Annotated in this window: 30 protein-coding genes and 2 pseudogenes; 9 read left to right on the top strand and 23 right to left on the bottom strand. The window is 65.2% G+C overall.

The annotated features are described in order from the left end of the window. Positions 1-224: 224 nt before the first annotated feature. The 3 genes from HNP02_RS36375 to HNP02_RS36365 form a co-directional block, all read right to left on the bottom strand. Positions 225-1586: an ISNCY family transposase gene (locus HNP02_RS36375; RefSeq protein ID WP_184445595.1), complete on the bottom strand. Its 1362-nt coding sequence runs from the start codon at positions 1584-1586 to the stop codon at positions 225-227. 166 nt (positions 1587-1752) lie between these two features. Next, the gene (locus HNP02_RS36370; protein WP_184445511.1) at positions 1753-2619 is read right to left on the bottom strand and encodes an ABC transporter substrate-binding protein; all 867 of its coding nucleotides are present in this window, start codon (positions 2617-2619) and stop codon (positions 1753-1755) included. A 49-nt stretch (positions 2620-2668) separates the two neighbouring features. After that, entirely contained in the window at positions 2669-3412 is a 744-nt protein-coding gene (locus tag HNP02_RS36365; protein WP_184445510.1) for an SDR family NAD(P)-dependent oxidoreductase, read from the bottom strand. 289 nt (positions 3413-3701) lie between these two features. Here HNP02_RS36365 and HNP02_RS44200 point away from each other — a divergent pair, with 289 nt between their 5' ends. Further along, positions 3702-3977, top strand: coding sequence for a LysR family transcriptional regulator (locus tag HNP02_RS44200; protein ID WP_184445594.1), 276 nt, complete (start codon positions 3702-3704; stop codon positions 3975-3977). 92 nt (positions 3978-4069) lie between these two features. On the opposite strand, the pseudogene HNP02_RS44195 reads toward HNP02_RS44200, so the two are convergent. From HNP02_RS44195 to HNP02_RS43265, 3 genes and pseudogenes are all read right to left on the bottom strand, one after another. Next, a pseudogene (locus HNP02_RS44195) lies at positions 4070-4345 on the bottom strand (alkaline phosphatase D family protein); the annotation flags it as partial. Continuing rightward, positions 4281-4577 (bottom strand): alkaline phosphatase D family protein, encoded by a 297-nt coding sequence (locus HNP02_RS43270; protein WP_255507388.1) that lies wholly within the window; start codon positions 4575-4577, stop codon positions 4281-4283. The pseudogene HNP02_RS44195 and the gene HNP02_RS43270, both read right to left, overlap by 65 nt. 2 nt (positions 4578-4579) lie before the next feature. Beyond that, positions 4580-5020, bottom strand: a complete 441-nt coding sequence (locus HNP02_RS43265; RefSeq protein ID WP_309241818.1) for a PhoD-like phosphatase N-terminal domain-containing protein — start codon at positions 5018-5020, stop codon at positions 4580-4582. Positions 5021-5127: 107 nt separating this feature from the next. Here HNP02_RS43265 and HNP02_RS36350 point away from each other — a divergent pair, with 107 nt between their 5' ends. Then, entirely contained in the window at positions 5128-5592 is a 465-nt protein-coding gene (locus HNP02_RS36350) for an SRPBCC family protein (RefSeq protein WP_309241817.1), read from the top strand. Positions 5593-5598: 6 nt separating this feature from the next. Here HNP02_RS36350 and HNP02_RS36345 read toward each other — a convergent pair whose 3' ends face one another. Both HNP02_RS36345 and HNP02_RS36340 read right to left on the bottom strand, forming a co-directional pair. Then, a complete protein-coding gene (locus HNP02_RS36345; protein ID WP_184445508.1) occupies positions 5599-6111 on the bottom strand; it encodes an OsmC family protein in 513 nt (170 codons plus the stop codon). 79 nt (positions 6112-6190) lie between these two features. Further along, positions 6191-6409 (bottom strand): hypothetical protein, encoded by a 219-nt coding sequence (locus HNP02_RS36340; protein WP_184445507.1) that lies wholly within the window; start codon positions 6407-6409, stop codon positions 6191-6193. 331 nt (positions 6410-6740) lie between these two features. Between HNP02_RS36340 and HNP02_RS36335 the strand changes: the two genes are divergently transcribed. The 3 genes from HNP02_RS36335 to HNP02_RS36325 all read left to right on the top strand — a co-directional run bounded on the left by HNP02_RS36335 (position 6741) and on the right by HNP02_RS36325 (position 11632). Beyond that, positions 6741-9293 carry an NB-ARC domain-containing protein gene (locus HNP02_RS36335; protein WP_375373751.1) on the top strand — a complete coding sequence of 851 codons (2553 nt, stop codon included), beginning with the start codon at positions 6741-6743 and terminating at the stop codon, positions 9291-9293. Positions 9294-9456: 163 nt separating this feature from the next. Next, the gene (locus tag HNP02_RS36330) at positions 9457-9981 is read left to right on the top strand and encodes an ester cyclase (protein WP_184445505.1); all 525 of its coding nucleotides are present in this window, start codon (positions 9457-9459) and stop codon (positions 9979-9981) included. A gap of 253 nt (positions 9982-10234) precedes the next feature. Further along, complete coding sequence (locus tag HNP02_RS36325) at positions 10235-11632, top strand: DUF4185 domain-containing protein (protein ID WP_184445504.1); 1398 nt, start codon at positions 10235-10237, stop codon at positions 11630-11632. A gap of 3 nt (positions 11633-11635) precedes the next feature. On the opposite strand, the gene HNP02_RS36320 is transcribed toward HNP02_RS36325, so the two are convergent. From HNP02_RS36320 to HNP02_RS36300, 5 genes are all read right to left on the bottom strand, one after another. Further along, positions 11636-12046: an MmpS family transport accessory protein gene (locus HNP02_RS36320; RefSeq protein ID WP_184445503.1), complete on the bottom strand. Its 411-nt coding sequence runs from the start codon at positions 12044-12046 to the stop codon at positions 11636-11638. Positions 12047-12126: 80 nt separating this feature from the next. Continuing rightward, positions 12127-13623 (bottom strand): FAD-dependent oxidoreductase, encoded by a 1497-nt coding sequence (locus tag HNP02_RS36315; RefSeq protein ID WP_184445502.1) that lies wholly within the window; start codon positions 13621-13623, stop codon positions 12127-12129. A gap of 275 nt (positions 13624-13898) precedes the next feature. After that, positions 13899-14117 (bottom strand): hypothetical protein, encoded by a 219-nt coding sequence (locus HNP02_RS36310; protein WP_184445501.1) that lies wholly within the window; start codon positions 14115-14117, stop codon positions 13899-13901. Between the two features lie 150 nt (positions 14118-14267). Further along, positions 14268-15011, bottom strand: a complete 744-nt coding sequence (locus tag HNP02_RS36305) for a DUF899 domain-containing protein (RefSeq protein ID WP_184445500.1) — start codon at positions 15009-15011, stop codon at positions 14268-14270. Positions 15012-15043: 32 nt separating this feature from the next. Continuing rightward, complete coding sequence (locus HNP02_RS36300) at positions 15044-15796, bottom strand: SDR family oxidoreductase (RefSeq protein WP_184445499.1); 753 nt, start codon at positions 15794-15796, stop codon at positions 15044-15046. A 129-nt stretch (positions 15797-15925) separates the two neighbouring features. Between HNP02_RS36300 and HNP02_RS36295 the strand changes: the two genes are divergently transcribed. Further along, the gene (locus tag HNP02_RS36295) at positions 15926-16924 is read left to right on the top strand and encodes a sigma-70 family RNA polymerase sigma factor (protein WP_184445498.1); all 999 of its coding nucleotides are present in this window, start codon (positions 15926-15928) and stop codon (positions 16922-16924) included. A gap of 86 nt (positions 16925-17010) precedes the next feature. On the opposite strand, the gene HNP02_RS36290 is transcribed toward HNP02_RS36295, so the two are convergent. From HNP02_RS36290 to HNP02_RS36270, 5 genes are all read right to left on the bottom strand, one after another. Continuing rightward, entirely contained in the window at positions 17011-17232 is a 222-nt protein-coding gene (locus HNP02_RS36290) for a hypothetical protein (protein WP_184445497.1), read from the bottom strand. A gap of 340 nt (positions 17233-17572) precedes the next feature. Continuing rightward, positions 17573-17839, bottom strand: a complete 267-nt coding sequence (locus HNP02_RS36285) for a hypothetical protein (protein WP_184445496.1) — start codon at positions 17837-17839, stop codon at positions 17573-17575. A gap of 75 nt (positions 17840-17914) precedes the next feature. Continuing rightward, on the bottom strand, positions 17915-19393 hold the full coding sequence (locus HNP02_RS36280; protein ID WP_184445495.1) for a glycoside hydrolase family 130 protein: 1479 nt from the start codon (positions 19391-19393) through the stop codon (positions 17915-17917). After that, positions 19390-20415: a glycosyltransferase gene (locus tag HNP02_RS36275; protein WP_184445494.1), complete on the bottom strand. Its 1026-nt coding sequence runs from the start codon at positions 20413-20415 to the stop codon at positions 19390-19392. Before HNP02_RS36275 ends, HNP02_RS36280 begins: the two co-directional genes overlap by 4 nt. After that, positions 20412-21512 (bottom strand): glycosyltransferase, encoded by a 1101-nt coding sequence (locus HNP02_RS36270; RefSeq protein WP_375373750.1) that lies wholly within the window; start codon positions 21510-21512, stop codon positions 20412-20414. Before HNP02_RS36270 ends, HNP02_RS36275 begins: the two co-directional genes overlap by 4 nt. A 474-nt stretch (positions 21513-21986) precedes the next feature. On the opposite strand from HNP02_RS36270, the gene HNP02_RS43260 reads away from it, so the two are divergent. After that, positions 21987-22121, top strand: coding sequence for a hypothetical protein (locus HNP02_RS43260; RefSeq protein WP_255507384.1), 135 nt, complete (start codon positions 21987-21989; stop codon positions 22119-22121). A gap of 63 nt (positions 22122-22184) precedes the next feature. On the opposite strand, the gene HNP02_RS36265 is transcribed toward HNP02_RS43260, so the two are convergent. Beyond that, entirely contained in the window at positions 22185-22403 is a 219-nt protein-coding gene (locus tag HNP02_RS36265) for a hypothetical protein (RefSeq protein WP_184445493.1), read from the bottom strand. Positions 22404-22621: 218 nt separating this feature from the next. Between HNP02_RS36265 and HNP02_RS36260 the strand changes: the two genes are divergently transcribed. Continuing rightward, positions 22622-22798, top strand: a complete 177-nt coding sequence (locus HNP02_RS36260; protein ID WP_184445492.1) for a hypothetical protein — start codon at positions 22622-22624, stop codon at positions 22796-22798. A gap of 45 nt (positions 22799-22843) precedes the next feature. On the opposite strand, the gene HNP02_RS36255 is transcribed toward HNP02_RS36260, so the two are convergent. From HNP02_RS36255 to HNP02_RS36245, 3 genes are all read right to left on the bottom strand, one after another. After that, the gene (locus HNP02_RS36255) at positions 22844-23038 is read right to left on the bottom strand and encodes a hypothetical protein (RefSeq protein WP_184445491.1); all 195 of its coding nucleotides are present in this window, start codon (positions 23036-23038) and stop codon (positions 22844-22846) included. A gap of 20 nt (positions 23039-23058) precedes the next feature. Next, complete coding sequence (locus tag HNP02_RS36250; RefSeq protein ID WP_184445490.1) at positions 23059-23217, bottom strand: DUF6307 family protein; 159 nt, start codon at positions 23215-23217, stop codon at positions 23059-23061. A 75-nt stretch (positions 23218-23292) separates the two neighbouring features. Continuing rightward, positions 23293-24453 (bottom strand): N(5)-(carboxyethyl)ornithine synthase, encoded by a 1161-nt coding sequence (locus HNP02_RS36245; protein ID WP_184445489.1) that lies wholly within the window; start codon positions 24451-24453, stop codon positions 23293-23295. A gap of 191 nt (positions 24454-24644) precedes the next feature. Between HNP02_RS36245 and HNP02_RS36240 the strand changes: the two genes are divergently transcribed. Continuing rightward, positions 24645-24872, top strand: coding sequence for a hypothetical protein (locus HNP02_RS36240; RefSeq protein WP_184445488.1), 228 nt, complete (start codon positions 24645-24647; stop codon positions 24870-24872). 124 nt (positions 24873-24996) lie between these two features. On the opposite strand, the pseudogene HNP02_RS36235 reads toward HNP02_RS36240, so the two are convergent. Then, positions 24997-25620, bottom strand: a pseudogene (locus tag HNP02_RS36235) (homocysteine S-methyltransferase family protein); the annotation flags it as partial. Positions 25621-25669 lie beyond the last annotated feature (49 nt).

The raw sequence follows: 25669 nt of genomic DNA, 5'->3' as shown, positions 1-25669 counted from the left end.
TGCATCATGCCACGACGTCTTTCCGGCTACATTCGCGACCGACTTGTAGTCTAAAGTGTTGTAGTCCAGGAACTTTGAACACGATGCGTCAGCTGAATCACCGGGACGCCTTTGGATGGGGTGATCGGTGCATAGCTACTTCGACCTGAAAAACCCGTGATCGGTGTTGGGGCTTATCGGCGAAGTTGTTGACTGGGTGCGCCTGGCGGTGCGGGGTGGTCGTTTCAGGCTGCGAGGGTGCCGATCTTGACGAGGTTGTGGGCGAAGACGCCGTGTCCGCACCAGGTTCGGGCTCCATCGAGGCCGGTGAGCTCGGTGCGGTTCCAGCCGTAGCTTCGCTTGATGTGGTTGATCCGTCCTTCCGATCCGGTGCGCCATTTCACTTTCTCGCGGAAAGCCCGGCGGTGTTCGAACTCCCGTCGAGCCGCTGTGGGCTTGCTTCTGCGGGGGATCGCCACGTTGCGCACGCCGAGGTCGTGGAGATCGTGTTCCACCGCAGCTTCGCCGTAGCCGCGATCAGCGGTGACCGCGCGCGGGGCCTTTCCGGTGCGGCCGATGATCCGTTCGACCGCTGGTGCCAGCTGCGGGGCATCCGCCGGGTTCCCCATCTCGACGTTGTGGTCGAGGATGACCCCGTCGGCGTTGTCGACGATTTGGGCTTTGTAGCCGAACTCCACGGGCTTGCCCAGGCGTCCCTTGCGGATCGGGCGGGCGTCGACGTCGTGCAGGCTGACCACCCGAGTCGCCGACTCGGGCATCACCCCGGCCAGGCGGCTACGGGATTGGGCGACAACGCGTTCCGCGGTCAGCACGACGGTCTGTAGGCGGTTGATCGCACGGTGCAGTTGTCCTTTGCGGTGACCGCTGGCACCCCGGAGTGCACGACGAGCATTACGAATCACCGAGGTGGCTTCGCGCATCGCCTCCTCGGCGATGTCCGCGAGTTCCCCGGTGATCCGCCGTACCGCGGCCTGGGCCGCATCGCGTTGCTGTTCACCACGCAGTTTCAGTTTCGCGGCGATCGAGCGGGCGCGGCGCCCGGCCGAGCGCTGCCGATCTCGCGACGCCGTTCGGGTCGCGCCACCGGCGGCTTTGATTCGCGCCACACTGCGGGCCATTGAGCCGATCGCCTTGGCCAGCAGACCGGAATCGGTCGGATAGGACACCGCAGCCGGAATGACGGTGGTGTCGGCGCGGACCTTGTCGGTGCGCAACAGTTTGGCTGCGGCAGCCTTGGCCAGCAGTGCCTCGTTGAGCCCGGCAATCGCGTCTTCACCGCAGCGGGTGGTGATCTTCATCAACGTCGTCGGGTGCGGCACTCGGGTGCCGAACGGAATACGGCAGAACCGCTGCCAGGAGATGGAATCGGAGACCTCTCGGCACAACGACTCATAGCCCAGCCGGTAGCGGAACTTCAGGAACATCAGCCTCAGGTAGGTTTCCATCGGAATCGACGGCCGCCCGATCCGGGCATCGAAGTAGGTTGCGAACGGTGCGAAGAAGACCGGATCCTCCAGCAGGGCATCGACCCGACCCAGCTCCACGGGCAACACCAACAACTCGGCGGGCAGGATCGCATCCCACAACGTCGGCTGATCATTTACAGTACGAAACACAATGTCCTCGAATCCTTCTCACCAAGGGTTCGAGGACATTGTCCCAGTTCAAGGTGTGCCCGGGCCCGTCGCCACGCCCGACTTTTTCAGGTCGAAGTAACTAGCGACCGGCCAATGGGGCCGGCCCCTTTGGGGTTCACTGTGCCTGCTGATAGATCTCGTCTGCGGCTGCCGATGCGACGCCCAGTTCGGCTGCGACGGCGTCGATCGCTTGTTGCGCGATGTCGAGGTCGGCCTGGCCGTCGGGGGTGAAGTACGGGCCGACGTAGCGTTCGTAGTGTTGTTGGGCTTCATCACGGGTGAGTCGGTTGAGGAACGAGGCGATGTAGTCGACGGCCAGGTGGGGTTGTTCGGCAAGGGTCTGCAGTGCCCGTTGGTTGGCTCGCATCAGGGCTTGCAGCGCGGGGCTGTCCAGCGGGATATGGACGGGGTCCACGGCGACGCCCACGGTGGGGATCTGGAAGTGATCGCCGACCCAGGCCAGCAGGTGAAATCCCTCTTCCGCGGCGATCTGTTCGGGTGAGAGCGTGCTGCCGACGTAGGCGGCGTCGATGGAGCCGTCCCGAAGGCGTCGTAGGTCCATCTGGTAGTCACCCGGATCGCGCACCACGCACTCCAAGTCGCGGTCGGGGTCCAGGCCGTGTTTGCGCAGGACGATCCGGGCGAAACAGCCGGGGGCGGTGTGGGCGGCATGGACCGCCAGGCGGCGCCCACGAAGATCCGCCATGGATGTCACCTCGGCGCTGCCGAGAAACCAGAACAGCGGACGATGGGTGTTGACGTTGAGCACTGTCCATCCGATGCCGTCGGTCAGGCGCGACAAGAGGGTCCGGCCCAGACCGATCGTCGCGCCCCGGCGCAGACGCTCCATGTCCCAGTGGACCCCATCGCGGATGGCGACGTGGACGCCTTGGTCGTCGTAATAGCCTTCCTGGTCGGCAACGTAGGCGACCAGTTCCTCGTGGATACCATGCCCGGCATAGGCCAGGTCGATCGTGTGCATGGATGGAGCCCTTCCCGATCTGGTGATTTCGGTAGCGGCAGAACCTGGTTCAGTCCATGGAGAGGCCGCCGTTGACGGGGAGGTAGTGCCCGGTGGTGAACCCGGAATCCTCACTTGCCAAGAAGGCCACCGTGCGGGCCACCTCGTCGGGGCGGACGAGGCGCCCCATAGGATTGGTGGCGCCGAGGTGACCGATCTGGTCGGTCGTCAACTGCTCGGTGACCCTTGTCTCGTCCACCGTGGCGGGCGCGACGAGGTTTGCGGTGATGCCGTGCGGCGCCAGTTCGAGTGCGACGTAGCGGACAAACTGGTCCAGTGCCGCCTTGGCAGTGCCCAGCGTGATCATCCCTTCTCGGGGCTGGCGGGACAATCCCGTGCTGAGGTACACCAGCCGACCGTAGTCGCGGGAAATCATGCCCGGCACTACCGCTTTGGCGACGAGGAATGCGGCACGCAACTCTCTGTCCAGTTTTCCGCCGAGCTGCTCCCAACTCAGATCGGCAAACGAGGTGACGTCAAACGGGATCAATGCGTTGTGCACAAGCACGTCGACCGCACCCCACTTTTCGTTGGTTTCGTCGACCATCGTGGCCACGTCGTCGGCATCGGTGACATCGGCCCGAATCGCCACGGCCTCACCGCCGGCCGCGGTCGCGGCCCGGACCACCTCGTCTGCTTGCTCGGCACTCGACCGGTAGTTGACGACCACCCGAAACCCCTGCTCCGCGAGGACTAGGGCGGTCGCCGCACCGATTCCCCGGCTGGCTCCGGTGATCAGAGCAACACGGCTCATCAGTGTCTCCTCTGCCACGGGCCGCACGACATCGAAATCCCTGTGCCGCCAACTACGACGATCATCATTACTTCCCCTCGCGAGATCACAGGAGCGCGTGCTGGTAACGCTCCGGACGACGCCGCTCGGTCATGACACTCTGCGGTCAGCGCCGTCGTCGTTCTAGTCTGCGGGCCGACTGCGCCAATATCCGCCCACTCGTCTCGATTCCCAGTGTTCTCGCAGCCGCTAACCCAAGTCGGATACATGATTTGACGGAACTTCCTCAGTTGAATTTAGTTTTATACGGATGACTTTGCGTCAGATGGAGTACTTCGTTGCCGTCGTCGAGCACGGCTCCATCGTCGCGGCCGCCGCTGAGCTACCAGTCTCGGAGTCAGCGGTATCGGTGGCGATCTCCGAGCTTGAGAACATCGTGGGGGTGCGGTTGCTGCATCGCGTCAGGGCGCGGTGCGTCACGCTCACCGCGGCGGGCAACTCATTGCTCCCGGAATTGCGGTCGCTGGTGGCAGGTGGTGGTCGCCGCAGCCGCCGTGAAGAGGCTGTGCAGAGCGTATGCAAGTGACCGCTGAGCTCACACCGGGTGCAGCGTCGGCTGCGTTCCTGCTCGGCGCCGGTCAGGGTGGCCGCTGGATCGTGGAGTTCGACACAGTCGGACCGGAACTCGTCTTCGCAGGGCTCATCGGTGCGGTGCTGCCGCGTGTCGGGCATGTGCAACGTCGCCAAGCCGCCCCACTGCAAGCGTCGATACAGCTGCATGTCGATGCCGCGCGGCGTCGCCGACAGACGCAGCGGCATGTTCTCGTAGTAGGCCCGAAGCGCCGCGACCCGTCGGTCGAGGAACCACGGATCGGGCTTGGCGGGCACCTCATCGGCCCAGTTGTTGGCCCACCTCGTGGTCGTCGAACACCGCCAGCCACGGCGCGACCGCATGGGCGGCCTGCAGGTCCGGGTCGGTCTTGTACTGCGCGTAGCGCTGCCGGTAGTTGGCCAGCGTGACCGTCTCCGGCCCGACGTGGTCGCGCACCCTGTCCTTGCTCTGCCCCGCGGCGTACTCGTACTGATAGTCACCGAGGTGCACGACGAGGTCCGGCTGCTCCTCGGCGAGTCGGTGGTAGGCGGTGAACCAGCCCTGCTCGTAGTGCGAGCACGACGCGAAGCACATCGTCAGCGGGCCAGCGACGGTTCGGGTGCGGTGCGGGTGCGCCCGGCCGGCGACAGGTGACCCACGGTGCGGAACCGGTAGAAGTAGTCGGCGCCGGGTCGCAGGCCCGCCAGTTCGACGTGCACGCTGTGCGCCGGCTCCGGGACTGCGGTGGTCAGCCCGCGCCGCTCGATCCGGGCGAAGGCCTCGTCGGTGGCCACTTCCCACTCCACGTCGACCGCGCGTGCCGGCATGCCGCCGAGACCATCGTCGGCCAGCGGTTCGGGGGCCAGCCGGGTCCAGATCACCGCCCCGTCCGGCGCCGGGTCGCCCGAGGCCACGCCGAGGGTGAACGGATCTGCGAGGACGGGGCCACGCCGACGCCCGGTGAACCCGGCGACGGGCAGCGCCGCGAGCACGACGGCACCCTTGAGCAGGGCGCGACGGGTCGGACGGTGAGACACGCCGTAGTGTCGGCGTTTCAGCTGGCCGTATCGCAAACGCCGTGTGTACGTGAGCTTTCCGCGGGATGGATGGCCTGGGCGCTGACGGCACTGGCATACTCCCAACGGTGACTGCTCTCGAGTACTCGGATTCTCTTTTCATCTCGGTCGAACCGGACCAGCTCTACGCGATGGTGTCGGACGTGACGAGGACGGGCGAGTGGAGCCCGATCTGTAAGTCGTGCGAGTGGGACGAGGGCGACGGACCGTCCGTCGGCGCCTGGTTCACCGGCCACAACGAGACCCCGGAGCGGACCTGGGAGGCCCGGTGCCAGGTGGTGGCTGCCGATCCCGGTCGGGAGTTCACGTGGGAGGTCAACAAGGGCTGGGCGCGCTGGGGTTTCACGTTGGAACCCGTCGACGACGGCACCCGCCTGACCGAGTCGTGGACGTTTCTTCCTCGCGGTATCGCCGGCTTTCAGAAGAGGTTCGGCGACGAGGCCGATGCCCAGATCGCCGAACGCAGCGAGGCGGCGCACCACGGCATTCCCGTAACGCTGGCGGCAATCAAGAAGGTTGCCGAGTCCGGGTAGCCGGACTTATGGCGCCGTACGCCTGCGGACGGTGATCGAGGGCACCTGCGCCAAGCTTTGTCCCACAACGCAGTAACGCTCCGTCAGCTCGGCCAGCTTGGCCAGCGTCGCATCGTCGGCATCGGTCTGCAGCTCGGCGACGACGCTGACCTCCTGCACGCCGACGGGTACGTCGCGGGACACACCCAAGGTGCCGCGGGCATCGAAGATCCCGGTGGCACGCAATTCCGCGCTGGCGATGTCGATGCCCATGGCAGTGGCCACGCTGCGCATCGTCACCCCGGCGCAGCCCAGCAGGGCCTGCAACAACATGTCAGCGGAGCACGCGTCGCTTCCGTCCCCGCCGGTGGCCGGATGCAGACCGGCACGGATCGGGGCGGCCCACGTCTGGACCGACGCCGTGACGGGTTTCGTCTCGAATGACGCTTCGGCTTCGATCGGAGTGCGCGCGCTGGCCGGGTCGTCGCGATATTGCTGCTTGAGCGGCTTCTGCAATTCCCGAAGCGTGGCTGCGTCCATTCGGCCATTTTGGCACCCAATGCCTGAGAGCCCGGATGCAGGGAGGGGGCATCCGGGCTCTCAGGGGCTTTGGTGGGGCTTACTTGCTCTTCTGGTGGTGGTGATGCTCGGCGGTACCGGGCTGAGGGGTGTTGACCTGGTGCGGGAAGGCCGGGTGCTGGGCCGGGGCGCTGGTGGCCGGGCCGTTGTAGCGGACCGAGGTCTCGGCGTGGCTGGCGGTGGCGGTACCGAGGGCGATCAGGGCGGGGGCGGCGAGCAGAGCGGCGGTGGCGGCGATCCGGCGGCTGATGGTGTTCATGTGAATCTCCTTGTGTGAGTGTGCTTTTGAGTTTCTCTGCCGGTGTTTTCCGGCGTTGAGACAACTATGTCGCACTCAGTTGGAGATGTATGTCCGCTGACCAGCCACTACACCGGATGAAAGACGTGTCCCCCGATCGGCGGACACGGAGTGGACGGAAGGCAGTCGCATCGGTGGTCCTGCCACTTCCGGTCGCGATTGCCTCGTTGAACAGGCCTTTGTGTGACATTCTGTGCGGGTGTCCGCGGGGGCCCCGCCTTCGGGGGTTGTCACTTTCTTGTTCACCGATATCGAGGGTTCGACCCGTCGGTGGGAATCCGATGCTGCTGCGATGGGGTCGGCCCTCGTCGTGCACGACGAGGTGCTGCGCACCGCAATTGAGTCGCACGGCGGTTTTCTGTTCAGTCACACCGGCGACGGGGTGGTCGCCGCGTTCGCATCGCCGAAGGCGGCTGTCGACGCCGCGATCGCCGCTCAGCAGAGGTTGGAGTTACCAGTCCGGATGGGACTGGCGACCGGCGAGGCCGAGCTTCGAGACGGCGACTACTTCGGCACCGTACTCAACCGCGCCGCACGGGTAATGGCTGCTGGACATGGCGGTCAGATCCTGCTGGCCGACACCACGGCAGGACTGCTCAGCGGAGTGGAGCTGGTGAATCTCGGGCCGCGGCGGCTGCGAGACCTCCCGATCCCGATCACGGTGTTCCAACTGCGCGCGCCCGGGCTGGGGACTGACTTTCCGCCGCTACGAACACTCGAGAGAAATTCGGGAAACTTGCGGCCCGCGGCAACCAGCTTGGTCGGCCGCGAGGCCGAGGTCGCCGAGATCGAGGCGGAGTTGGGGAATCATCGGCTGGTGACGTTGACCGGGGTGGGCGGGGTCGGCAAGACGCGGCTTGCGACCGAGGTAGCGATGCGTCTGGTCGATGAATTCCCGGACGGTATATGGGTTTTCGAGTTGGCCACGGTCGCCAATCCGGCGGCTGTGCCCGATGCGGTGGCCGCCGTGTTGGGCATCACGCAGCAGGCGGGCAAGACTGTGAGCGAATCGGTGGCCGCCACGCTAGAAGGTAGGGTCCGGTTGTTGGTGTTCGACAACTGCGAGCACGTGCTCGACGCAGCGGCGGATCTAGTGGAGGCCATCCTCGCGCAGTCCGCAACGGTGACGATCCTAGCCACCAGCCGTGAGGGATTGGGCGTCGCGCGTGAGCAGATATGGCCGGTGAAGTCGCTGAAAGTCGGCGCGGCGGTGGAATTGCTGGTGGAACGCGCTCACAGTGTGGCACCGGGCTTTTCGGCCGACGACGCGGTCCTGGAGATCTGCCACCGCCTTGATCGCATTCCGTTGGCCATTGAGTTGGCGGCCTCGCGGATGGCGTCGATGACCGCCACGGAGGTGCGCGACCGTCTCGATCATCGTTTCCAGCTGTTGGTCGGGTCACGGCGTGGCCTGGAGCGCCACCAAACGTTGCGCCACGCCGTGCAATGGTCCTATGACCTACTCGACGATGCGGAAAAGGTGCTGCTCGATCGGTGTTCGATATTCGCCGGGGGATTCGATGTTGAAAGTGCTTGCGCGGTGGCCGGATCCGACGGTGCCGACGACTACGTGACTCTCGATCTGCTCGACGCGTTGGTTCGCAAGTCGCTGCTGGTCGCCGACCGAGCAGCCGGGCGGACCCGATTTTCGATGCTCGAGACGATCCGCCAGTTCGCCGAGGACCAACTCGTCGCCCGTGGCGAGGCGACCGAGGCGCGTGCGGCGCATGCCGGCTACTTCGCGGGGCGAGAAGCCGACATCCTTGCGCTGTGGGATAGCCCCCGCCAGCGCGACGCCTATATGTGGTTCACCGTCGAGCTGGCCAATCTGCGCACGGCATTCCGCTGGGCTGCCGACCACGGCGATCTGGATGTCGCCGCCCCCATCGCAACATGTGCGGCGTGGTTCGGTTTTCTGACTGAGAATTACGAACCGATCGTGTGGGCAGAAGAGCTCATCGAGCCGGCCCGCTCCGTCGACCACCCCCGGCTCACGGACCTGTATGTGTTGACATCGCTGTGCTACAACACCGGACGGATGGATTCGGCTATTCGCTACACCGAGGCCGCCGAGAGGGCGATCAGCGGTGGAAGCGACCACCTCCCGCACGCCGCAGCGGGCTTCCTTGGCAGTGCCTACCCTGCCGTCGGCCAGCCGGAACGGTGGGTTCAGTGGTTTCGCGCTCAACTCGCACGCGGTCGCGCCACCGACCCGTACAGCACGACGAACCTCGTCATCGGACTGACGGTCGCCGGTTCCATTGATGACGCGATGGCCGCCGCCGGCGGTCTGATCGACGCCGCCGAAGCGACCGGCAACCCGTATGTGCTCTCATGGGCGCTCATGGCCCACGGGTATGCCTTCCGCGCCGGTGATCCCGGCCTTGCGCTCGCTGCCGCGCGCCGTGGCCTGCCCATCGCACAAGACAGCGGCAACCGCTTCAACGAGACGATGCTGGTGCACATGCTGTCCGGACTCGAGGCAGAATACGGGGACCGGATGGCCGCGTTGGATTACTTCACGGTGTCGATCGGCAACTTTCACGAGTCGGGCAACACCTACATGGTCAGCGCGCCGCTGGCCCTCCTGGCCGTCTTACTCGACCGGCTCGGACGTTACGAATCAGCGGCCACGATCGCGGGCTTCGCAGCGGCCAATCCCATGACTACTGCGGCTCTACCCGAACTCGACACAGCGATCGCCCACCTTCGCGATGTTCTCGGTCACGCGACCTACGAATCGTTCGCGTGCGCGGGGGCAAGCATGACCAACACGGCGATGGTGACCTACGCCTACGACCAAATCGACCAGGCCCGAACCGAGTTGAAGACCGCCCCGAAATAGCCGACATACGAGAGTCTCGAAAGTCAGTCGCGGTTCCGTGTCGTGCTCAGCCGGTCACTTTTTCGTGGTTCAAGCCCGCGTAGCGAGTTGCCCAGTCCGGTCCAGCGCTACCAGTGCGCTGGTTGACCGTAGGCTGGAAACTCCCCCGAGAGAGGTACTGAACATGGCCGCTTACGATCTTGCCGCGTTGTGGGAGGCGCACTGTCGGTATGAGTTTGACACGCGGGACGTGGACGCCACTATGGCCACCATGGTGGCCGAACCCTACGTCAATCACATCCCGACCATGACCGGTGGCGTCGGCTTCGAGAGCTTGCGACACTTTTACGCGCACCACTTCATCGGGGTGAATCCTCCCGACTTCGAACTCCTCCCCGTCAGCCGCACAGTCGGCGAGAGTTCCGTCGTCGACGAGTTCGTCGTCCGCTTCACCCACACCACTCGGATGGACTGGATGCTGCCCGGCATTGAGCCCACCGGACGCGCAGTGGAGATTCCGACAGTGGCCATTGTGCAGTTTCAGGAGGACAAACTCGTGCACGAGCACATCTACTGGGATCAGGCCAGCGTGCTCGTTCAACTCGGTCTGCTCGACCCCGACGGCCTGCCCATCGCTGGGGCCGAGACCGCGCGCAAAGTGATTGACGTTTCCCTGCCAAGCAACACGCTGATGACTCCGTTCGATTAGGACGCCTGGCCCACGGACACGAGTTCGCGGTGAGTTCGACTGGCACGTCTCGAAAGAAACCTTCCGAGACTCCCTTGCGTCGACCCGCGATCTTTGGTCACGGCATCCCGCGGCAGGCCAAACTCTTAGGTATCGACACGGTCACGGACCGATACCGTTCGATGCAGCACTGACCACATCAGCCTCACTGATCACTATCGTCACATCAGTCAACTGCTGACGTCAATGCGACGTCCCACTTGAAAGGTGTGACATGTCGCCGCGTCCAGGTATCGCATCGGTATCGATGGCGTCGGCGGCCGTGATCGGGCTCATCGTTTCTCTCGGCGCCACGCCGACGGCCAGCGCCGAGCCGTGCGAAGGCGCTGCCGCACAAGCTCAGCCCCTCCCCAACCAGGCATTCGAGATCCCCAGCCCGTCAAACATCGCGCCGCTCAACCGCCCGATCGGACACAAGCCCAGCGGCGCGAATGACCAAGCGGCGCTTCCCAAGCTCGGACTTCTGCCCTCGATCCTGAAGGCGCTCACACCACCCCCGCAGCCCGTGCACCAACAGGCGGCAGTGGTGCCTCCCAAGCCCGCTCCCGTCGCCAAGCCAGTTCAGCCGGCGCCCGCACCCGTGGCGGCACCGCCTTCCGGGCCGCCGGGAACGACACTCGTTGGCTGGGTGACCGGACCTGACAGCCCAAACCAGACCATCCAACGTTTCGCCATCACCGGCACCGACCTCGGGATCATGTGGGACAACGGCGATCCCACCAATCATCAAGTGCTCATGGCGTTCGGCGACACGAACGGCTACTGCGGAATTCCCAACAAGCAGTGGCGTTACAACACGCTGTTCCGCAGCTCAGATGGCGCGCTGTCGAATACGATTGCCGTGCCGGATGGCGTTGTCGCCAACAAGTATTCCGGCTCACCGGTCTGGCGACAGGGCATCTCCAAGCAGATCATCAACACCATCGGGCAGGCGCCAGAGGAGACGGGCATCATCCCGACCGCCGGCGTCTCGGTCGGCGGTAACCAGTTACTCAACTTCATGTCCATCAGGGACTGGAACAGCCCAGGCTCTTGGTCGACGAACTTCTCGGCAATCGCTGTGTCACAAGACAATGGCGAGAACTGGGGCGTCTACCCCGGGACCATTCGCCCACCCACGGGCGGCAACGAGAACTTCCAGATGGGGGCATTCCTCAAGCCCGGACCCGGTGACCCGTACCTCTACTCGTTCGGGACACCCAACGGCCGCGGCGGTTCGGCGTACATCGCCCGGGTCGCCCCGAACCAGGTGCCGGACCTCACCAAGTACGAGTACTGGAACGGCGACAACGGAGCCTGGGTCCCGGCCAACCCGGCCGCCGCGACGCCGGTGATCCCCGGCCCGGTCAGCGAGATGTCGGCGCAGTACAACACCTATCTTCGGCAGTACCTGGCGCTGTACGGCAACGGCTCCAACGACATCGTGATGAGGACTTCGCCGACACCCCAAGGGCCGTGGGGTCCCGAGCAGCTGCTCGTTCCGCAGTCGCAGATCCCCGGCGGCATCTACGCGCCCTACCTGCATCCGTGGTCGACGGGTCGCGAGCTGTACTACAACCTCTCGCTGTGGTCGGCGTACAACGTGATGCTGATGAAGACCATCCTGCCGTAGGGCTCAGTTCGCGACGTAACCCTTGCCCAGGTTGACGACGTTGCAGTACGCGCCATTGCCAGCGGCTTTCGGCGCATTGTTGCTGCGCGAGACGATCGTCCGCCCGTCGATGGACACCCGACAGGTCACCGTGCCTGGATCAGGGCCGGGATGGATGCCGGTGAACGTCAGCGACGGCGCGCTCCCGTTGTAGTCGTACGCCGCCGACCACGGCAGGCCCGCCACTTCGACGATGGGTTCGTCATTGGCGCCGAAGTACGACACCTGCACACCGTCGCCGAACGAGCCGGTCAACTCGAACACGATGGGGGTCGACGCGAACGCCGTCCCCGGAGATGCCAGAAGCAGTCCCCCACCAAGCGCGACGACAGCCGCCAGCCTGCCCAACCGACCCGCAACAGATTCGACCCCCATGGGTTAAGTACAGCACCGCATGCAGGCCACCGTCAGGCGATCTACGGACAGGACCACATCCGAAGTAGTGGAACCCGCTCTCAACGAAGTGCAGGTGTCAGCGGGCCGCAACGGACGTCGAATCGTTCGCGCACAGTGTCAAGGGCGCGGCGCTGGTGCTCGCGTTCGCGGCGGTGCGTGAGCAGGAAGCGCGCCGTACCCATCATGCGGCGTGGCAACGGATACCAGCGTTCGAGGTCGAGTCCGCAGTCAAGGAATACCTTGGTCGGAACGCTGTCGGAGATCAGGCTGAGGTTGTGCTGGGCGAGGGAAAACATCGTGTACGGGAGTACCGCGTGCGACTTCGCCCGCAGGTCCTGCATGTCGAGTTCATACAGCGGAAGGTCGTTGATCTTGTCCAAGAAGAGTAAGTGCGTCATGAAGTAGCCCCCGAACGACGTCAGGTGCAGGGTCGCAGAACGCGGTTGTATCGAGACCACTGCACCACTGGGGGAAACGTAAGGCTCGTAGTCGTGGTCCTGGTCGTGGCGCACCAGGTATCCGGTGCAATTCACAATCCAGCTGCCCGGTTGGATCGGCTTGGTGGCGCCACTGCGGAACACCAGGTCCGTAGCGCCGTTGCTGTCGACGACGTCCACGACGTGGTCCATGATTAGGTCGTGCAGGCCGGCGGCAATCGTCTTGTTCTCCGAATCGGAGAGCAAACCCAGCAGGAAGTTGCCCGTCTCGGAGGTTAACGACGTCCCGTATGTGGCGCGGAACCAATTGGCGACCTCTGTCTCGTTGGTTCCGTCGAAACGGCGAGTCAATTCCGAGGCCATCTTGCCGAGTCCCGTGCCACCCCACCATCGTCGGGCACCCGTGGGGTAGAGGCGGTCGCGGCTGGCGAACATGGTGCCCGAACCAGCCACGAGGTTCACCTCACGGCTGGGGTATGTCGTGATCAACGCATGCGCAGTATCCATCCCGGTCTTTCCGCCGCCGATGACCCAGACCGGTGTGTCGCTCGCCCCGATGTCCCCGCCGCGCATGTCGCAGTAGTCCGGAGACACCGACTGGACACGCGCGCTGGACAACTCGAGCGGTTCGTTGGGCACAACTCGCACGCCAAAAGCCTTGATCAGTCGTTTCGCCTCAATTACTCGAAGTTGGCCCGCAGAAGATCTGCACGTGATCCGCACGATCCCGTCGGTTTCGTCGTGGGACTCCAGCGTCCACCCGAAGAACTCGTCGACCCGCACTCGCCGCTTGATCTCGTTGAGACAGTGTTCAAAGTGCCCCAGCACCTCGCCCTTGGTCGCCAAGTAGGAGGGTTTCTGGCCGAGAGTCCACTTGATGTTGCCGGCGGTGAACATGCCATGCGGCTGGTGCAGTCGCACGTACGGATACGTGTCGACCCACATGCCGCCGACGCGTTCCCGGCTGTCGACGAGGATGACCTTCTGATCGCGAGATAGGTAACGGCTGGCTACGAAGAGGGCATTGAGTCCGGCGAGCCCGGCTCCCACTATGCAGACGTCACACCTCTCAACAGCGACATTTTGCGCTGCAATATCGGACGGTTGAGCTGCAGACATTGGTCGCACCCTTCTTTTCAGCAACGCGCCTCGTGTACTTGCGCGGCGGACGACTCATTGTCTGCCCTTGCTGTGGCGCGACGTCGAGTAATCGACTACTCGACCTTCTTGCCTTCGCCCGATTGACCTCTTCTCATATCCCGGGCTCGATCTCTGGCGCCTTGAGCAGACACTTCGAGGCCGATATCAAACCCGAGACGGTTCAGTCTCGATCGTCATCGCGGGTGCCTGAGAGCCCGGATGGGGGGCATCCGGGCTCTCGGGCTTGGTGGGGCTTACTTGCTCTTCTGGTGGTGGTGATGCTCGGCGGTGCCGGGCTTGGGGGTGTTGGCCTGGTGCGGGAAGGCCGGGTGCTGGGCCGGGGCGCTGGTGGCCGGGCCGTTGTAGCGGACCGAGGTCTCGGCGTGGCTGGCGGTGGCGGTACCGAGGGCGATCAGGGCGGGGGCGGCGAGCAGAGCGGCGGTGGCAGCGATCCGGCGGCTGATGGTGTTCATGTGAATCTCCCTGTGTGAGTGTGCTTTTGAGTTTCTCTGCCGGTGTTTTCCGGCGTTGAGACAACTATGTCGCACTCAGTTGGAGTTGTATGTCCGCTGACCAGCCACTGCACCGGATGAAAGCCGTGTCCCCCGATCGGGGGACAGAGGTCACGTCCCGCTGCCCCCGTCGGGGCTCAGGATCTCCAGGGCGGCGTTCGACCGGGCGATCCATTCCTCTTGCGACTCGGACTGGGCGTATTCGTCGTGCCAGTTCCACCACTGGTACGGCGGGGTCTGCGGGTACCCGTCGGGCGAATCCTCCCAATCCTCCTGGCGTCCAAGCGCTGTCATGTCGAGGTAGCTCCAGGTGTTACCCAAGACTTCGTCGCCGCGATTGTTGATGAAGTAGGTGCGAAACACGCGGTCCCCGTCCCGGATGAACGCGTTGGTGCCGTGCCATTCGTCGACGCCGAAGTCGACGTCGAACTGGTCGGTGATGCCGAACCACGGGATGTCCCATCCCATCCTGGCCTTCACCCGGTCGATGTCGGCCAGCGGCGCGCGTGAGACGAACACCAGCGTGGTGTCGCGGGCGTTGAGGTGCGCGAGGTTGCCGATGTGGTCGGCGATCATCGAGCAGCCACGGCAGGCGTGGTCGGGCCAGCCATACACCCCGGGCTCGAAGAACGCGCGGTAGACGATCAGCTGACGTCGGCCTGCGAACAGATCCTGCAGGCTCACCTTGCCGTCGGGCCCGTCGAAGGCGTACTGCGTATCCACGGGCACCCATGGCATGCGCCTGCGCTCGGCGGCCATTGCGTCACGGTCACGCATCACCTTCTTCTCCTTGACCAGCAGGCGCTGGCGTTCGGTCTCCCATTCCTGCGGCGACACGATCGGGGGTGTGTTCATGCGAATATCCTTCCGGGGTTGGTGAATTGGGCTCAGGACAGCGGTGTGAGGCCCGCGGATGTGAGGGTGTAGGCGCGGTGGTCGGGGTGCGGTGCGGTCGCGATGTCGAGAATCGACTTGCCCGCATGATCCGGGGTGAGGACGGGCGACAGGGCCGCCACGAAGGCGTCGACGTCGACGCCTTGCCGCTCGGCGTAGGCCGCCACCGCCGCCGCGCCCAGGTCGGTGGCCGGCGTCAGCTGCGGAAGGACGGACACGAAGCTGATCCCCAGCCCGGCCCGTTCCGACTCGGCAGCGGCGTAATCGGCAATGAAGCGGACGGTGGCCTTGGCACCCGCATAGCCACCGCTGAGCGGCGACCCCTTGAGCGCGGCGCCGCTGGACATCACGATCACCGAACTCCCCGGCGCCAGCGGGCGCCCAAGCGCGTGACGGATCCAGTGGAACGCCTGCGCCACATCGACATTCCAGTTCTGGCTGAAGCTCTCCCACGTCTGATCGGCGAGCGGGCTCATCTGCGGGGCGGCCCCGGCGCACAGCACCAGTGTGCGCGGCCGGTATTCGTCGATGAGCCGACTGGCGGTCGCGGGATCGGCGGCGTCGGCGCTCACCGCGGTGAAGTCGTCCCCCAGCTCGCCACGCACCTCGTCGAGCTGGGTCCTGGTCCTGGCGACGCCGACGACGTGCGCACCGGCGCCCACCAGAGCGGTGGCGATGCCGCGGCCGAATCCGCGGCCCGCCCCGGTCACGATCGCCGTACTGCCTGCGAGTTCTGCAATGGTCATGAACACTCCTTTTCGAGTTCCTGACTGGGTAGAAACCGCGAAGGCGCGAAACTGGGCGGGCCCGCGGCGACCAGTTTTCGGCTCGCGCGGTGTCTGCATGGGGACGAGGGCAATGAGGAGGCGGACACGGTGATTGCGGATCTCATCGGCAGGGCGCGCGCCGGGGACGGGGAGGCGTTCCGCCAGCTGACCGAACCGCACCGTCACGAGCTGCAGGTGCACTGCTACCGGATGCTCGGATCGCTGCAGGATGCCGAGGACGCGGTGCAGGACACGCTGCTCTCCGCCTGGCAAGGCCTCGACGGTTACGGGGAACGCGCCTCGATCCGCACCTGGCTCTACCGGATCGCCACCAACCGGTGTCTCAACGCGCTGCGCTCGGCGAAGCGGCGCCCGGCCAAGGAGTGGGACATCAAACAGATCGAACCGCCGGAGCCGACGCGGCTCGGCGAAGTCGTGTGGCTGGAGCCCTATCCGGATGCCCTCCTCGAGGGCACAACGCTAGGCCCCGAAGCACGCTACGAACAAACCGAAGCCATCTCGCTGGCCTTCATCACCGCCTTGCAGCTGCTGCCCGCACGCCAGCGTGCCGTGCTCATCCTGCGGGAGGTACTCGGATACTCCGCGAAGGAAGTGGCCGAGATGCTCAGCGGGACAGTCAATTCGGTCAACAGTGCGCTCAAGCGGGCGAGGACGGGCCTGCAGCGTGGGCTGCCCCCGGCGGGTGCACCCGGTCCCGCCGTCGGCTCCCCCGCCGAGCAGGCGCTGGTGGCCAAGTTCGTCCGGGCCTACCAGTCCGGCAACGTCGAGGCGCTGATCGCCCTGCTCACCGAGGACGTCAGCGTCTCCATGCCACCGATTCCGCTGGAGTACCAGGGCCGCGACGTGGTGGCCCGCTTCTACGCCACCGTGATGCGTGCGGGTCGGCACTACGACCTGGTGCCCACGCGGGCGAACGGTCAGCTGGCGTTCGGTTCTTACCACTGCGCGCCGGGCGGCGGCATCCGGCACGGGGCCGGCCTGCTCGTCCTCACCGTCACCGGCGATCAGATCAGCGCTCTGACCCGGTTCGACAACAGCGTGCTCCCCTGGTTCGGCCTACCGGGATCGCTGCCCGCGTCGGGATAGACGCCAACGAACACCGCCCCATAGCCGAAAGGTGTCGGCTACGGCGCGGTGTTGTGAGTGACGATGTCACTCGTCGTGGTGACGAGTCACCAGAAGATGACCTTCGTGGGGGGCGGCGGGGGCGGGGGCGGGCTGGTCTTGGTTCCGGTTCCGGTGCCGGTGCCGGTGTGAGTGCCGGTTCCGGTGCCGGTGCCGGTGCCGGTTCCCGTGCCGCCCTTGCCGCCGTGGGCGATGCTCAGCTCGCTGGCGGTCAGGGTGCGGATGCTCTGGCGGCGCAGCGCCAGCTTGTCGTCGCGGTTGGTGCTCATGATGTCTCCTTGTTTCGTGTGGTCGCCGCCCCGGTGGGCCGCGCTCATAGGTACGAGCGATGAGCCGCCAGAAACCCGACACTTTTCTTCAGACTTTTTCGAAGACTTTTTCTTGCCTCGCGTGGGGGCCGCTGACCACACCGGGTTTCACACTTTTCGTGAAGAGTTTTTCGAGGGCGACGGAGGAAAGCCCAGCCGTCAGCCGCCAGCCGTTGAGCTAAGCGGTCGCGATGGTCAGACCGAGGTCACGCAAAGTGGGGTTTGGGTAGCGCGCTCGCGTGACGATGATGCGCGTGGGCTGGTTCGAAATGCCCGATCAATGCGCTGGTGTCGAACCCGATTACTCGGGCCAGTCCTGCTCACGTAGTTCGCTCAAGAAGCCGGGTCCGAAGACTCCAGCCAGCGCACCTGCGGTCGCGTCGACCGCGTGTTGTCGCGTCTTGGCGGTGCTGGCGTGATCGTCCATGAGGGTATTTCGGCGAATGAGTTGACGCAATAAGGCGCCTGGCGTGTCTGCGAGGTCGGGCCAGGTGCGACGCGCGATGTCCAACGCGTTGCTGATGTCGTCGGTCTCGGTGATGACGTGGCGCCGGTGCGTAGTCGGCATGCCCAACTGTGACACCGAGGACCGCCTCGGTACCTACCTCCCGCGAATCACTGCCGGAGTGCGGGGTACGGCCCCTTAACCAGTCAACGCGCCAAGCAACGCAGGCATCGACACCGTCGCGAAGCCGATCGCCGAATCGGCGATGCCATACGGAATCACCAACGTCTCGGCATGCACCAGCGCACCACAGGAGTACACGACGTTGGGCACGTAGCCGTTCTGCTCGTCGGCGGCAGGCGAGAGCAGCGGCTGACGGAGCCGACCGATGATCTTGGTCGGGTCGTCGAGGTCGAGCAGGATCGCGCCGATGGAGTAGGTGCGCATCGGGCCGACGCCGTGGGTGAGCACCAGCCAGCCGGTGTCCGTTTCGATGGGCGGCCCGCAGTTCCCGAGCTGCAGCACCTCCCACACGTCGAGCGGCTGCTGGCATGGCCACGAATCCGCCCACACCAGAAGGTGATCGGAGTAGGCGAAGGTGTTCGTCTCGCGGTCGGATCGCGACATCGCCGCAAAGCGCCCGTCTATCCGACGGGGGAAGAGCCCAAGGCCCTTGTTGGCGGCCGCGCGCCCGACGATCGGCTTGGAGGTGAAGCACCGGAAGTCCGACGTCTCGAGCAGCTGCTGGCTGATGCGCGATCCGCTGTACGCCGTGTAAGTAGCGTAGTACGTGACCGTGCCATCGTCGTCGACGAACCGCACGAACCTCGCGTCCTCCATGCCGGCCGCTTCGGCGCCCATGGCGGGCCGCAGCACGCGCTCGGAACAGGCTGTGTCGTTGGCGAATTCGACGGAATAGCTTCGGTCGGCGATCGAGCGGATCTCGGCCATCGTGGCCCGTGCGTGACCCCGGGTGCGCATGTTGGTCTGCAGCGAGTCGAGTTGTTCCTCGAGGTCGGCTCGGGTGAAGCGGTCACCGAGAGCGTCCAGGACGTAGTTGGCGGCCTCCCTGGCGTCGCCGAGTCGGGCCAGCTCGTTGCGGAATACGGCCCCGTCCAGGAGAGCCGGAGTCGCCACTGCAGTGGTGGCGAACGGCGACTGCTGATCCAGCGAGACACCACCGGCGGCATTCACGGTGCCGGTCCGGAATCCCATCGAGGACTGATGTCCTTCCCCGATGCCACGCACGCTCATCACGAAACGCAGGCCGCCCCCGGTCGTGCCGGTCTGGTCGGGATGGGCCACCATGCTCGGGTTGCACAAGGCGGCACCTTCGATGGCGTACTCGCTGGTGAACGCGGCTCCCAGCAACACCTTTCGCGCCTCGGAGAGTTGTCGGACCGGATCGAGCCGATCGGCGAGCACGTCCGCATGCCGCTGGAAGGTACCGAGCAGGTCGCGGTGGCGTCCGTCGAAACGGGTGACGACGTCGTCCAGGGCTGACTGCACGTCCTCTTCGGATAGCGCGAGGATGCGGGCGAGCACCGCGCCTGCCCGGGACTCCTGATGCTCGAAGCCCTCCTGGCCCGGCACGAACAACTGTGTGACGACGCGCGACGGGTCGGCGGCGAGTCGCAGCGGGCTGCGGGTCACCAGATCGGTTTGCACCGAAGTCATTGCCTCACAGCCGAGATGCGCCGAGCATGCTGCATGGTCGATAGCGCTGCCAGCGTCGACTCCGCACCTTGATTGCGGTTCACCCCGTCGACGTGCAGGCCATCGAACCCGCCGCCGGTCTTGGCGTCCCACATGACCTGTCCCGAATCGTTGTCACCCTCGAACCAGGCTGCTGCACGGCGGACGCCGTCGGGCCACATCGGGCTGGGATCGGCGGCAGCGGCGCGCGCGCACGCATCGGCCAGCGAGGACACCTCGATCGGCTGCTGGTCGAAGGCGGGACGGACGTCGTCGGCGCCTCGCCCTCCGACCGGGGTTGGCGAGAAGTGTCCGTCGACCGTCTCGTACTCGACCAACCAGCCGAGCAGATCCAGGCCGCGTCGCTGCAGCGCCGCATCGTCGAGCACGGTGCCCGCCGCGATCATCGCTTCGGCGAGAACGGCATTGGCGTAGGCCAGCCGCGGCTCGGGCCACGGCCAGGCTGGGTCCTCGCTCGGCGCGAGAACCGTGCGGACGTAAGAGGTGAGCAGCTCTCGAGCCTCGACGTGGTTGGGATCGGCGGTGAGCAGTTCGGCGGCGCCGAGTGCCGCGAACGCCATGGCCCGCGGTGACGGCGACCGCTGCAGGGCGGCCCGCTCGAACTGAATCTTCGCCGACTCGCGCACGAACGCGGTGTTCCCTTGGGCAGCAGCGGTTCCCAGCGCCCAGATGCATCTGCCCCATGCGTCTTCCAGGGCGGGCTCGTCGGTCCACTTGCCCGTGCTGTCCATCCGGTTACGACACGCGCCGGTGAGTGCCTGCGCCTCGATGAGGAACCGCATCGCCAGCCCGGCAATGCCATTCAGTTTTCGATCGGGGTCGGGCTCCTCACGGCTGACGACGACGAGAACCCTGGCCATGTCGTCGGTGCAGTAACCGTGTTCGGTCGCCGGTTCGGTCAGATTGGCATGCTCGAAGGTGCCGCGACGGTCGGTCATGTGCAGCAGGTGGTCGAACACCGGACCCAGAACCGGCGCGGTCATACCAGTGCCCGGCGCTCGAATACGAGTCGTTGAGCCAGAGCTAGATACGACTTGGCGATCGCCGGCCAAGCCAACGTCGGAGCCAGCCGGCGGCCCTCGGCCGCCATCGACCCGGCGAGACGCGGATCGGACAACACCTGCCGCAGCGCAAAGGTCATCGCATCGGGATCGTCATGGTCGACGACGATGCCCGCGCCGGTGCCGAGAAGTTCGATGGCATGCGGGAACGCCGTGGCGACGACGGGCCTGCCGCTGGCGACGGCGTCGACCAGCACACCGGAGGTGATCTGCTCGGTCGAGTCGTACGGCAGCACCACCACGGCGCAGGACTGGATCAAGGCCGCCAGGGAGGTCACGTTGCGGTAGTACGGGTCGAAGGAGACCGAGCCGGCCAGGCCGTTGCGACGCGCCTGTTCGGTGCGGGCCTCGCGGTATGCCTCGCCTTCGGCGGCCAGCACCTTGGGGTGCGTCCTGCCTGCGATCACGTACTGCGGCCTGCCGCGGAGCTCGTGCAGGGAACCCATGGACTCGATCACCCGCTCGATGCCCTTACCGGGGCCAAGCAGACCCCAGGTCAGCAACGTGGGTCTGCCGCCACGCTTCGAATGCACCCCTTGCGGGATGGTCGCGCCGTGCGCGATGGTGCTGATCTTGTGCCGGTCGACGTCGAAGCCGTGGCGCAGGCGCGCGCTGGCCGCGTCGGACATCACGACCATTTGATCGGCGAGGCCGGCGACCGTCTCGAGAACGGAGCGCTGGTGCGGTGTCGGATCGAGCGGCACCGTGTGAGCGACCACGATCGACGGCACGCGCAGCCCGCGCATGACTTCGATGACCTCGTCGCCGTCGGTACCGCCGTAGATGCCGTACTCGTGCTGGATCACTGCGACGTCGCACTCGTTCAACAGGTCTGCCGACGCCGCGACCGACGCCGCTGAGCCGTTGACCAGCTCCCCGACGACGCGGGGATCCGTGGACGGTTGGCCATCGGCCACCCGAACGACGCTGACCTCGGCACCGTTCGCCGCCAACCCGTTGGACAGTGCCGCGCTGAACGTCGCCAACCCGCAGACCGTCGACGGATAGGTACTAAGCACGCCGAAACTCGAGGGTGCAGAATTTCGTTGCGCCCCAACGGGGTTGATAAAGGTACGACCAAGCGATATTGCAGTCAAAGTGATCCCGACCGTGCGAATGTCACGAAGATGTCCGGCTTGAGCGGTTGCTCGTGGCGATCAGCGGAAGACGGCTGATTCATTCCGGACTGGTCGGTTTCCCAACGACCCTTACACTACACCCTCACAGCCCGATCGGCGGCCTTCCACCGACGGGCGCCGGCCGGTCCGGTGGCGGCATGGGCCCCCGCTGACCTGCAACGTCGTCGGCGATGCGGCCGTCCCGATTGGCGCGCGAACGGCGATTCCACCGCTTCGGAATGACGCGAAATTAATTGATTCCGAGGGTATTTCGGACGCCATTCAGACCGTGCCGACTCGAGACAAGGCTGCCCTGGCGGCGTAGAGTCCGAAGATCGGGACCACCCAGGCCTCCGTCTCAAAAGAGGAAGCCAAATGACCGACAAATCGCCTCGCCAAGCCATGGCCAAGAAGTCCGGAAAGTCTCTGAAGGAGAAACGCGCGGACAAGCGCGCGAAGTCCGATCACACCTCGCAAGCCGAAACGGTGCTGAACTCCAAGAAGCGCTGACCTCGTAACCAAGGCCCGAGAGCCCGGATGCTGATGCATCCGGGCTCTCGGGCTTGGTGGGGCTTACTTGCTCTTCTGGTGGTGGTGATGCTCGGCGGTACCGGGCTTGGGGGTGTTGACCTGGTGCGGGAAGGCCGGGTGCTGGGCCTGGGCGCTGGTGGCCGGGCCGTTGTAGCGGACCGAGGTCTCGGCGTGGCTGGCGGTGGCGGTACCGAGGGCGATCAGGGCGGGGGCGGCGAGCAGAGCGGCGGTGGCAGCGATCCGGCGGCTGATGGTGTTCATGTGAATCTCCCTGTGTGAGTGGGCTTTTGAGTTTCTCCGCCGGTGTTTTTCGGCGTTGAGACAACTATGTCGCACACTCAAGGAGATGTATGTCCGCTGACCAGCCACTACACCGGGCGAACCCCGTGTCCCCCGATCGGAGGACACGGCACGTCGCCTGACGACGCAGAACGAGCAAATTGACACCGCCGACGGGCGAACACGGTACAAAGGAAGACATGGCCTGTGACCATCAATTTTCCATCTCGTCCGAGGACATCCTCGGCGTCGACGACGGTCATCTGGTGATCCGGTACGTGAACACCTGCAAGAAGTGCCAGGCGGTGACCGGCGAGCACGTCCAGCGCAAGCCACTGCCGACAACGGCCGGCGGCGCCGACGCCCCAGACGCCTGAACAGGCGCTAAGCCGACCGATACGCGGTCACGAGACCGCGGTCGATCAGCCCCAGAACCGGCTCTTCTTCTTCGACTGGTCGCCCTCCACGTCGGTCCACTCCTCCGACGCGTAGCTGTGCGGCTCCTTGGCGCCGCGACGTAGCACGTCAAGCCTGCCGTCGCGGTGCTGAACGTAGGCGTCGCCGAACCGCATGTACTCGTCGGTCCCGCCGTCGGGGAGCGTCACGGTGACCGTCATGAACGTGGCCGAGCCGTAGCTCAGCGCACCTTCTCGGGGATCGAGTTCAGGGCTTGCAGGACGTGCACGGCCAGTTCGCCGGCAGCCTTGTCGCCAAGCTTGGAGTTGGCCGTGATGGTGTTCTTGACGAGATCGACACGTCGGTCATAGGGCGAACGGAGCAGAGTTGGGGAGGCCATCGAATTTCCTTCGTAGTCGGGCATGTTCGCTCGAATCCGAGCTGCCCGATACTGGTGACGTTACGCCGTCATCGGTCAACGGGTGTCGGTACGCCCATGCGGGTAGTCCGCCAGACGGTGCTGAAACGTCAGGATGTCGGGATTGCGGACCGTCCCGTCGAGGATCTCGATCGCCCGGGACACGGTCTGGTCGGCCTCCCATGCTTCGCGCCCGGCGAGCACCGTCGGCAGGTAGGAAAGAACCGCCTCGCTGATCTCCCAACTCGCCGAATTCCACAGGTAGGACGGGCTGTGGTCTACGGCGTAATAGGTGATGTTGTCGCCGACGGTGAATGTCGGGTGCTCGAACGAGGTGGGCCGGGCCCAACTGAATCCCATTGCCTCATCACATGATACGTCGATGATGAGGCTGCCCGGACGGAACGTGGCGAGGCCTTCTTCGTCAAGAAAGGTCAGTGGCGCGTTGGTGTCCTGCAACACGCAGTTGACGACGATGTCGTGCTCGGCCAGGAAGGGGGTCAGCGGCATTCTGCCTTCTGGGGTAAGCGCGAAACTCATCGACGACCCGCCGGCAGGGTCGTAGTCGTGCTCGAACTGGACGATGTCCGCCGAATGAATCGGTGAGGCTACTTCTGTCACACCGCGGTTGGTGAAGATGTCGACGTCGTGTATCCCGCTTGCACTCAAAGCCGTCACCGCACCCCGTGCGGTGGCGCCGAAGCCGATGACGGCCGCCCGCAGCCGGCGGCCGTACATGCCCGTCGACCCGATGAGCTCCAGGGCGTGCAGCACCGAGCAGTAGCCGGCAATCTCGTTGTTCTTGTGGAACACATGCAATTTGAACGAGCCGTCGTCACCCCACAGGTTCATCGCTTCGAAGGCGATCAGCGTTTGCCGACGCTCGATGGCCTGCTGAGTCAGTTCCCGGTCCTGGACGCAGTGCGGCCAGCCCCACAGCACCTGGCCGACGCGAAGTTCGGCAAGATCGCTGGCCTCCGGCTTGATCAACAGAATGACGTCGCAGTCCGCGATCAACTCCTCGCGTGAGCGCACACCGGCCGCCAACTCCGACAATTCCGCGTCGGAGACGCCGAAGTTGGCCCCGTAGCCACGCTCGAAGTAGATGTCGGCGCGAAGGTCGGCATCGATCCGGTCGAGATGGTGCGGATGGATCGGAACGCGGCGTTCGTTCTCCTTGCCGGTCCGTCCTATGACACCAAGCTTGAGATGAGGCACGTGCCCTCCGGGGAATCGTCTGTCAAGCAGTCGCTTCCTTCAGCGCCCACGTCGGCCACCGGCGGCCACTTGCGTGGTCACTCTAACGCGTTCGGTCCAAGGCAGCGTCGTCTTCGTCTGACAAACGGCATTTGACATCACCAGGGAAGAGGCGCGTACTGAGGGTCCACCAATGGATCAGAGGCATCTCGATGACCACCAACGAAACCGTGCTGATCATCGTCACCGCCATCGCCGCACTGGTCCTGATGGGCATGCTGGTGGGGGTCGCGTACAAGACGCGCTCACGCAAGCGCGGCGTGATCGGCGGCTCCATCCGCGAGGAGATGAAAGCCCACGCACTCCAGACCGCCCGATCGGTCGCCGCACAGCGACAGCAACCCTCCCCCGACCCTCTGGACGAGCAGGACGCGCGATGAAATCCGTTGTCGCATCACATATCGTGGGTGTACTCATGACGATCACGGGTGTGGCGCTGATGGTGACGGTCGTGACGCAGTACGAAACGGTTCTACGGAGCAGTCGCGGCTAGACCGCAATGCTCTAGGCGTCGACGGCCGACGCCTGACGCACGTTGCGCGCGATCTCGTCGAGGTGTGTCTCCCACGTTCCGCAGCAACCGCCCCACATGTCGATGTGCGGGTATTGCCGGGCCAGCCCGCCCATGAGCTCGCCGAGCCCCGCTGGGTCACCCATCTCGAGATGCCCGAGCGTGCAGAGCGAAATCTTGTCCATCATCGCGGCGTTGGGTCGCAGGCAACGCACTCGTTCGAACCACGCGCCCGGTTCGATGGCCGGCATGAACTCCAACGGGTGCGAGCAGTTGATGCCGTAGAACGCGGGCCTGTCATCACCCGTCTGCCCGTCGACCGTCTCGATCGCATCCTTCAGGGTCGGCCCCGACACCAGCCGACTCATGCTGTTGTCGAGGGTGAACGAGACCGACAGCGGCAGGCCCGCTCTCGCGGCGGCGCGCGACAGCCCGATGACCTCCGGCACGGAGTTGAACGTCATCGCCTCGACCAAGTCGACCTGAGCGCGGGCCAGCGTCGCGAGTTGTTCGCCGTGGTACTCCTCCGCCTCCTCGGCGGTGATCGTGTGGTTCGTTTCGTACGCGTCGCCGCGGGGGCCGACGATGCCTGCGTACATGAGTGCGGGCACAGCTCGAACCCGTACTTGTACAAGATCTCGGTTTCCTGGCTACCTCGGTGAGGTA

Origin of the sequence: Mycobacterium sp. AZCC_0083 (genome assembly GCF_014202335.1) — a bacterium.
Classification (GTDB): domain Bacteria; phylum Actinomycetota; class Actinomycetes; order Mycobacteriales; family Mycobacteriaceae; genus Mycobacterium.
Note: the sequence above shows the minus strand (reverse complement) of the source record. Positions and strands in the feature narration are given on the sequence as shown.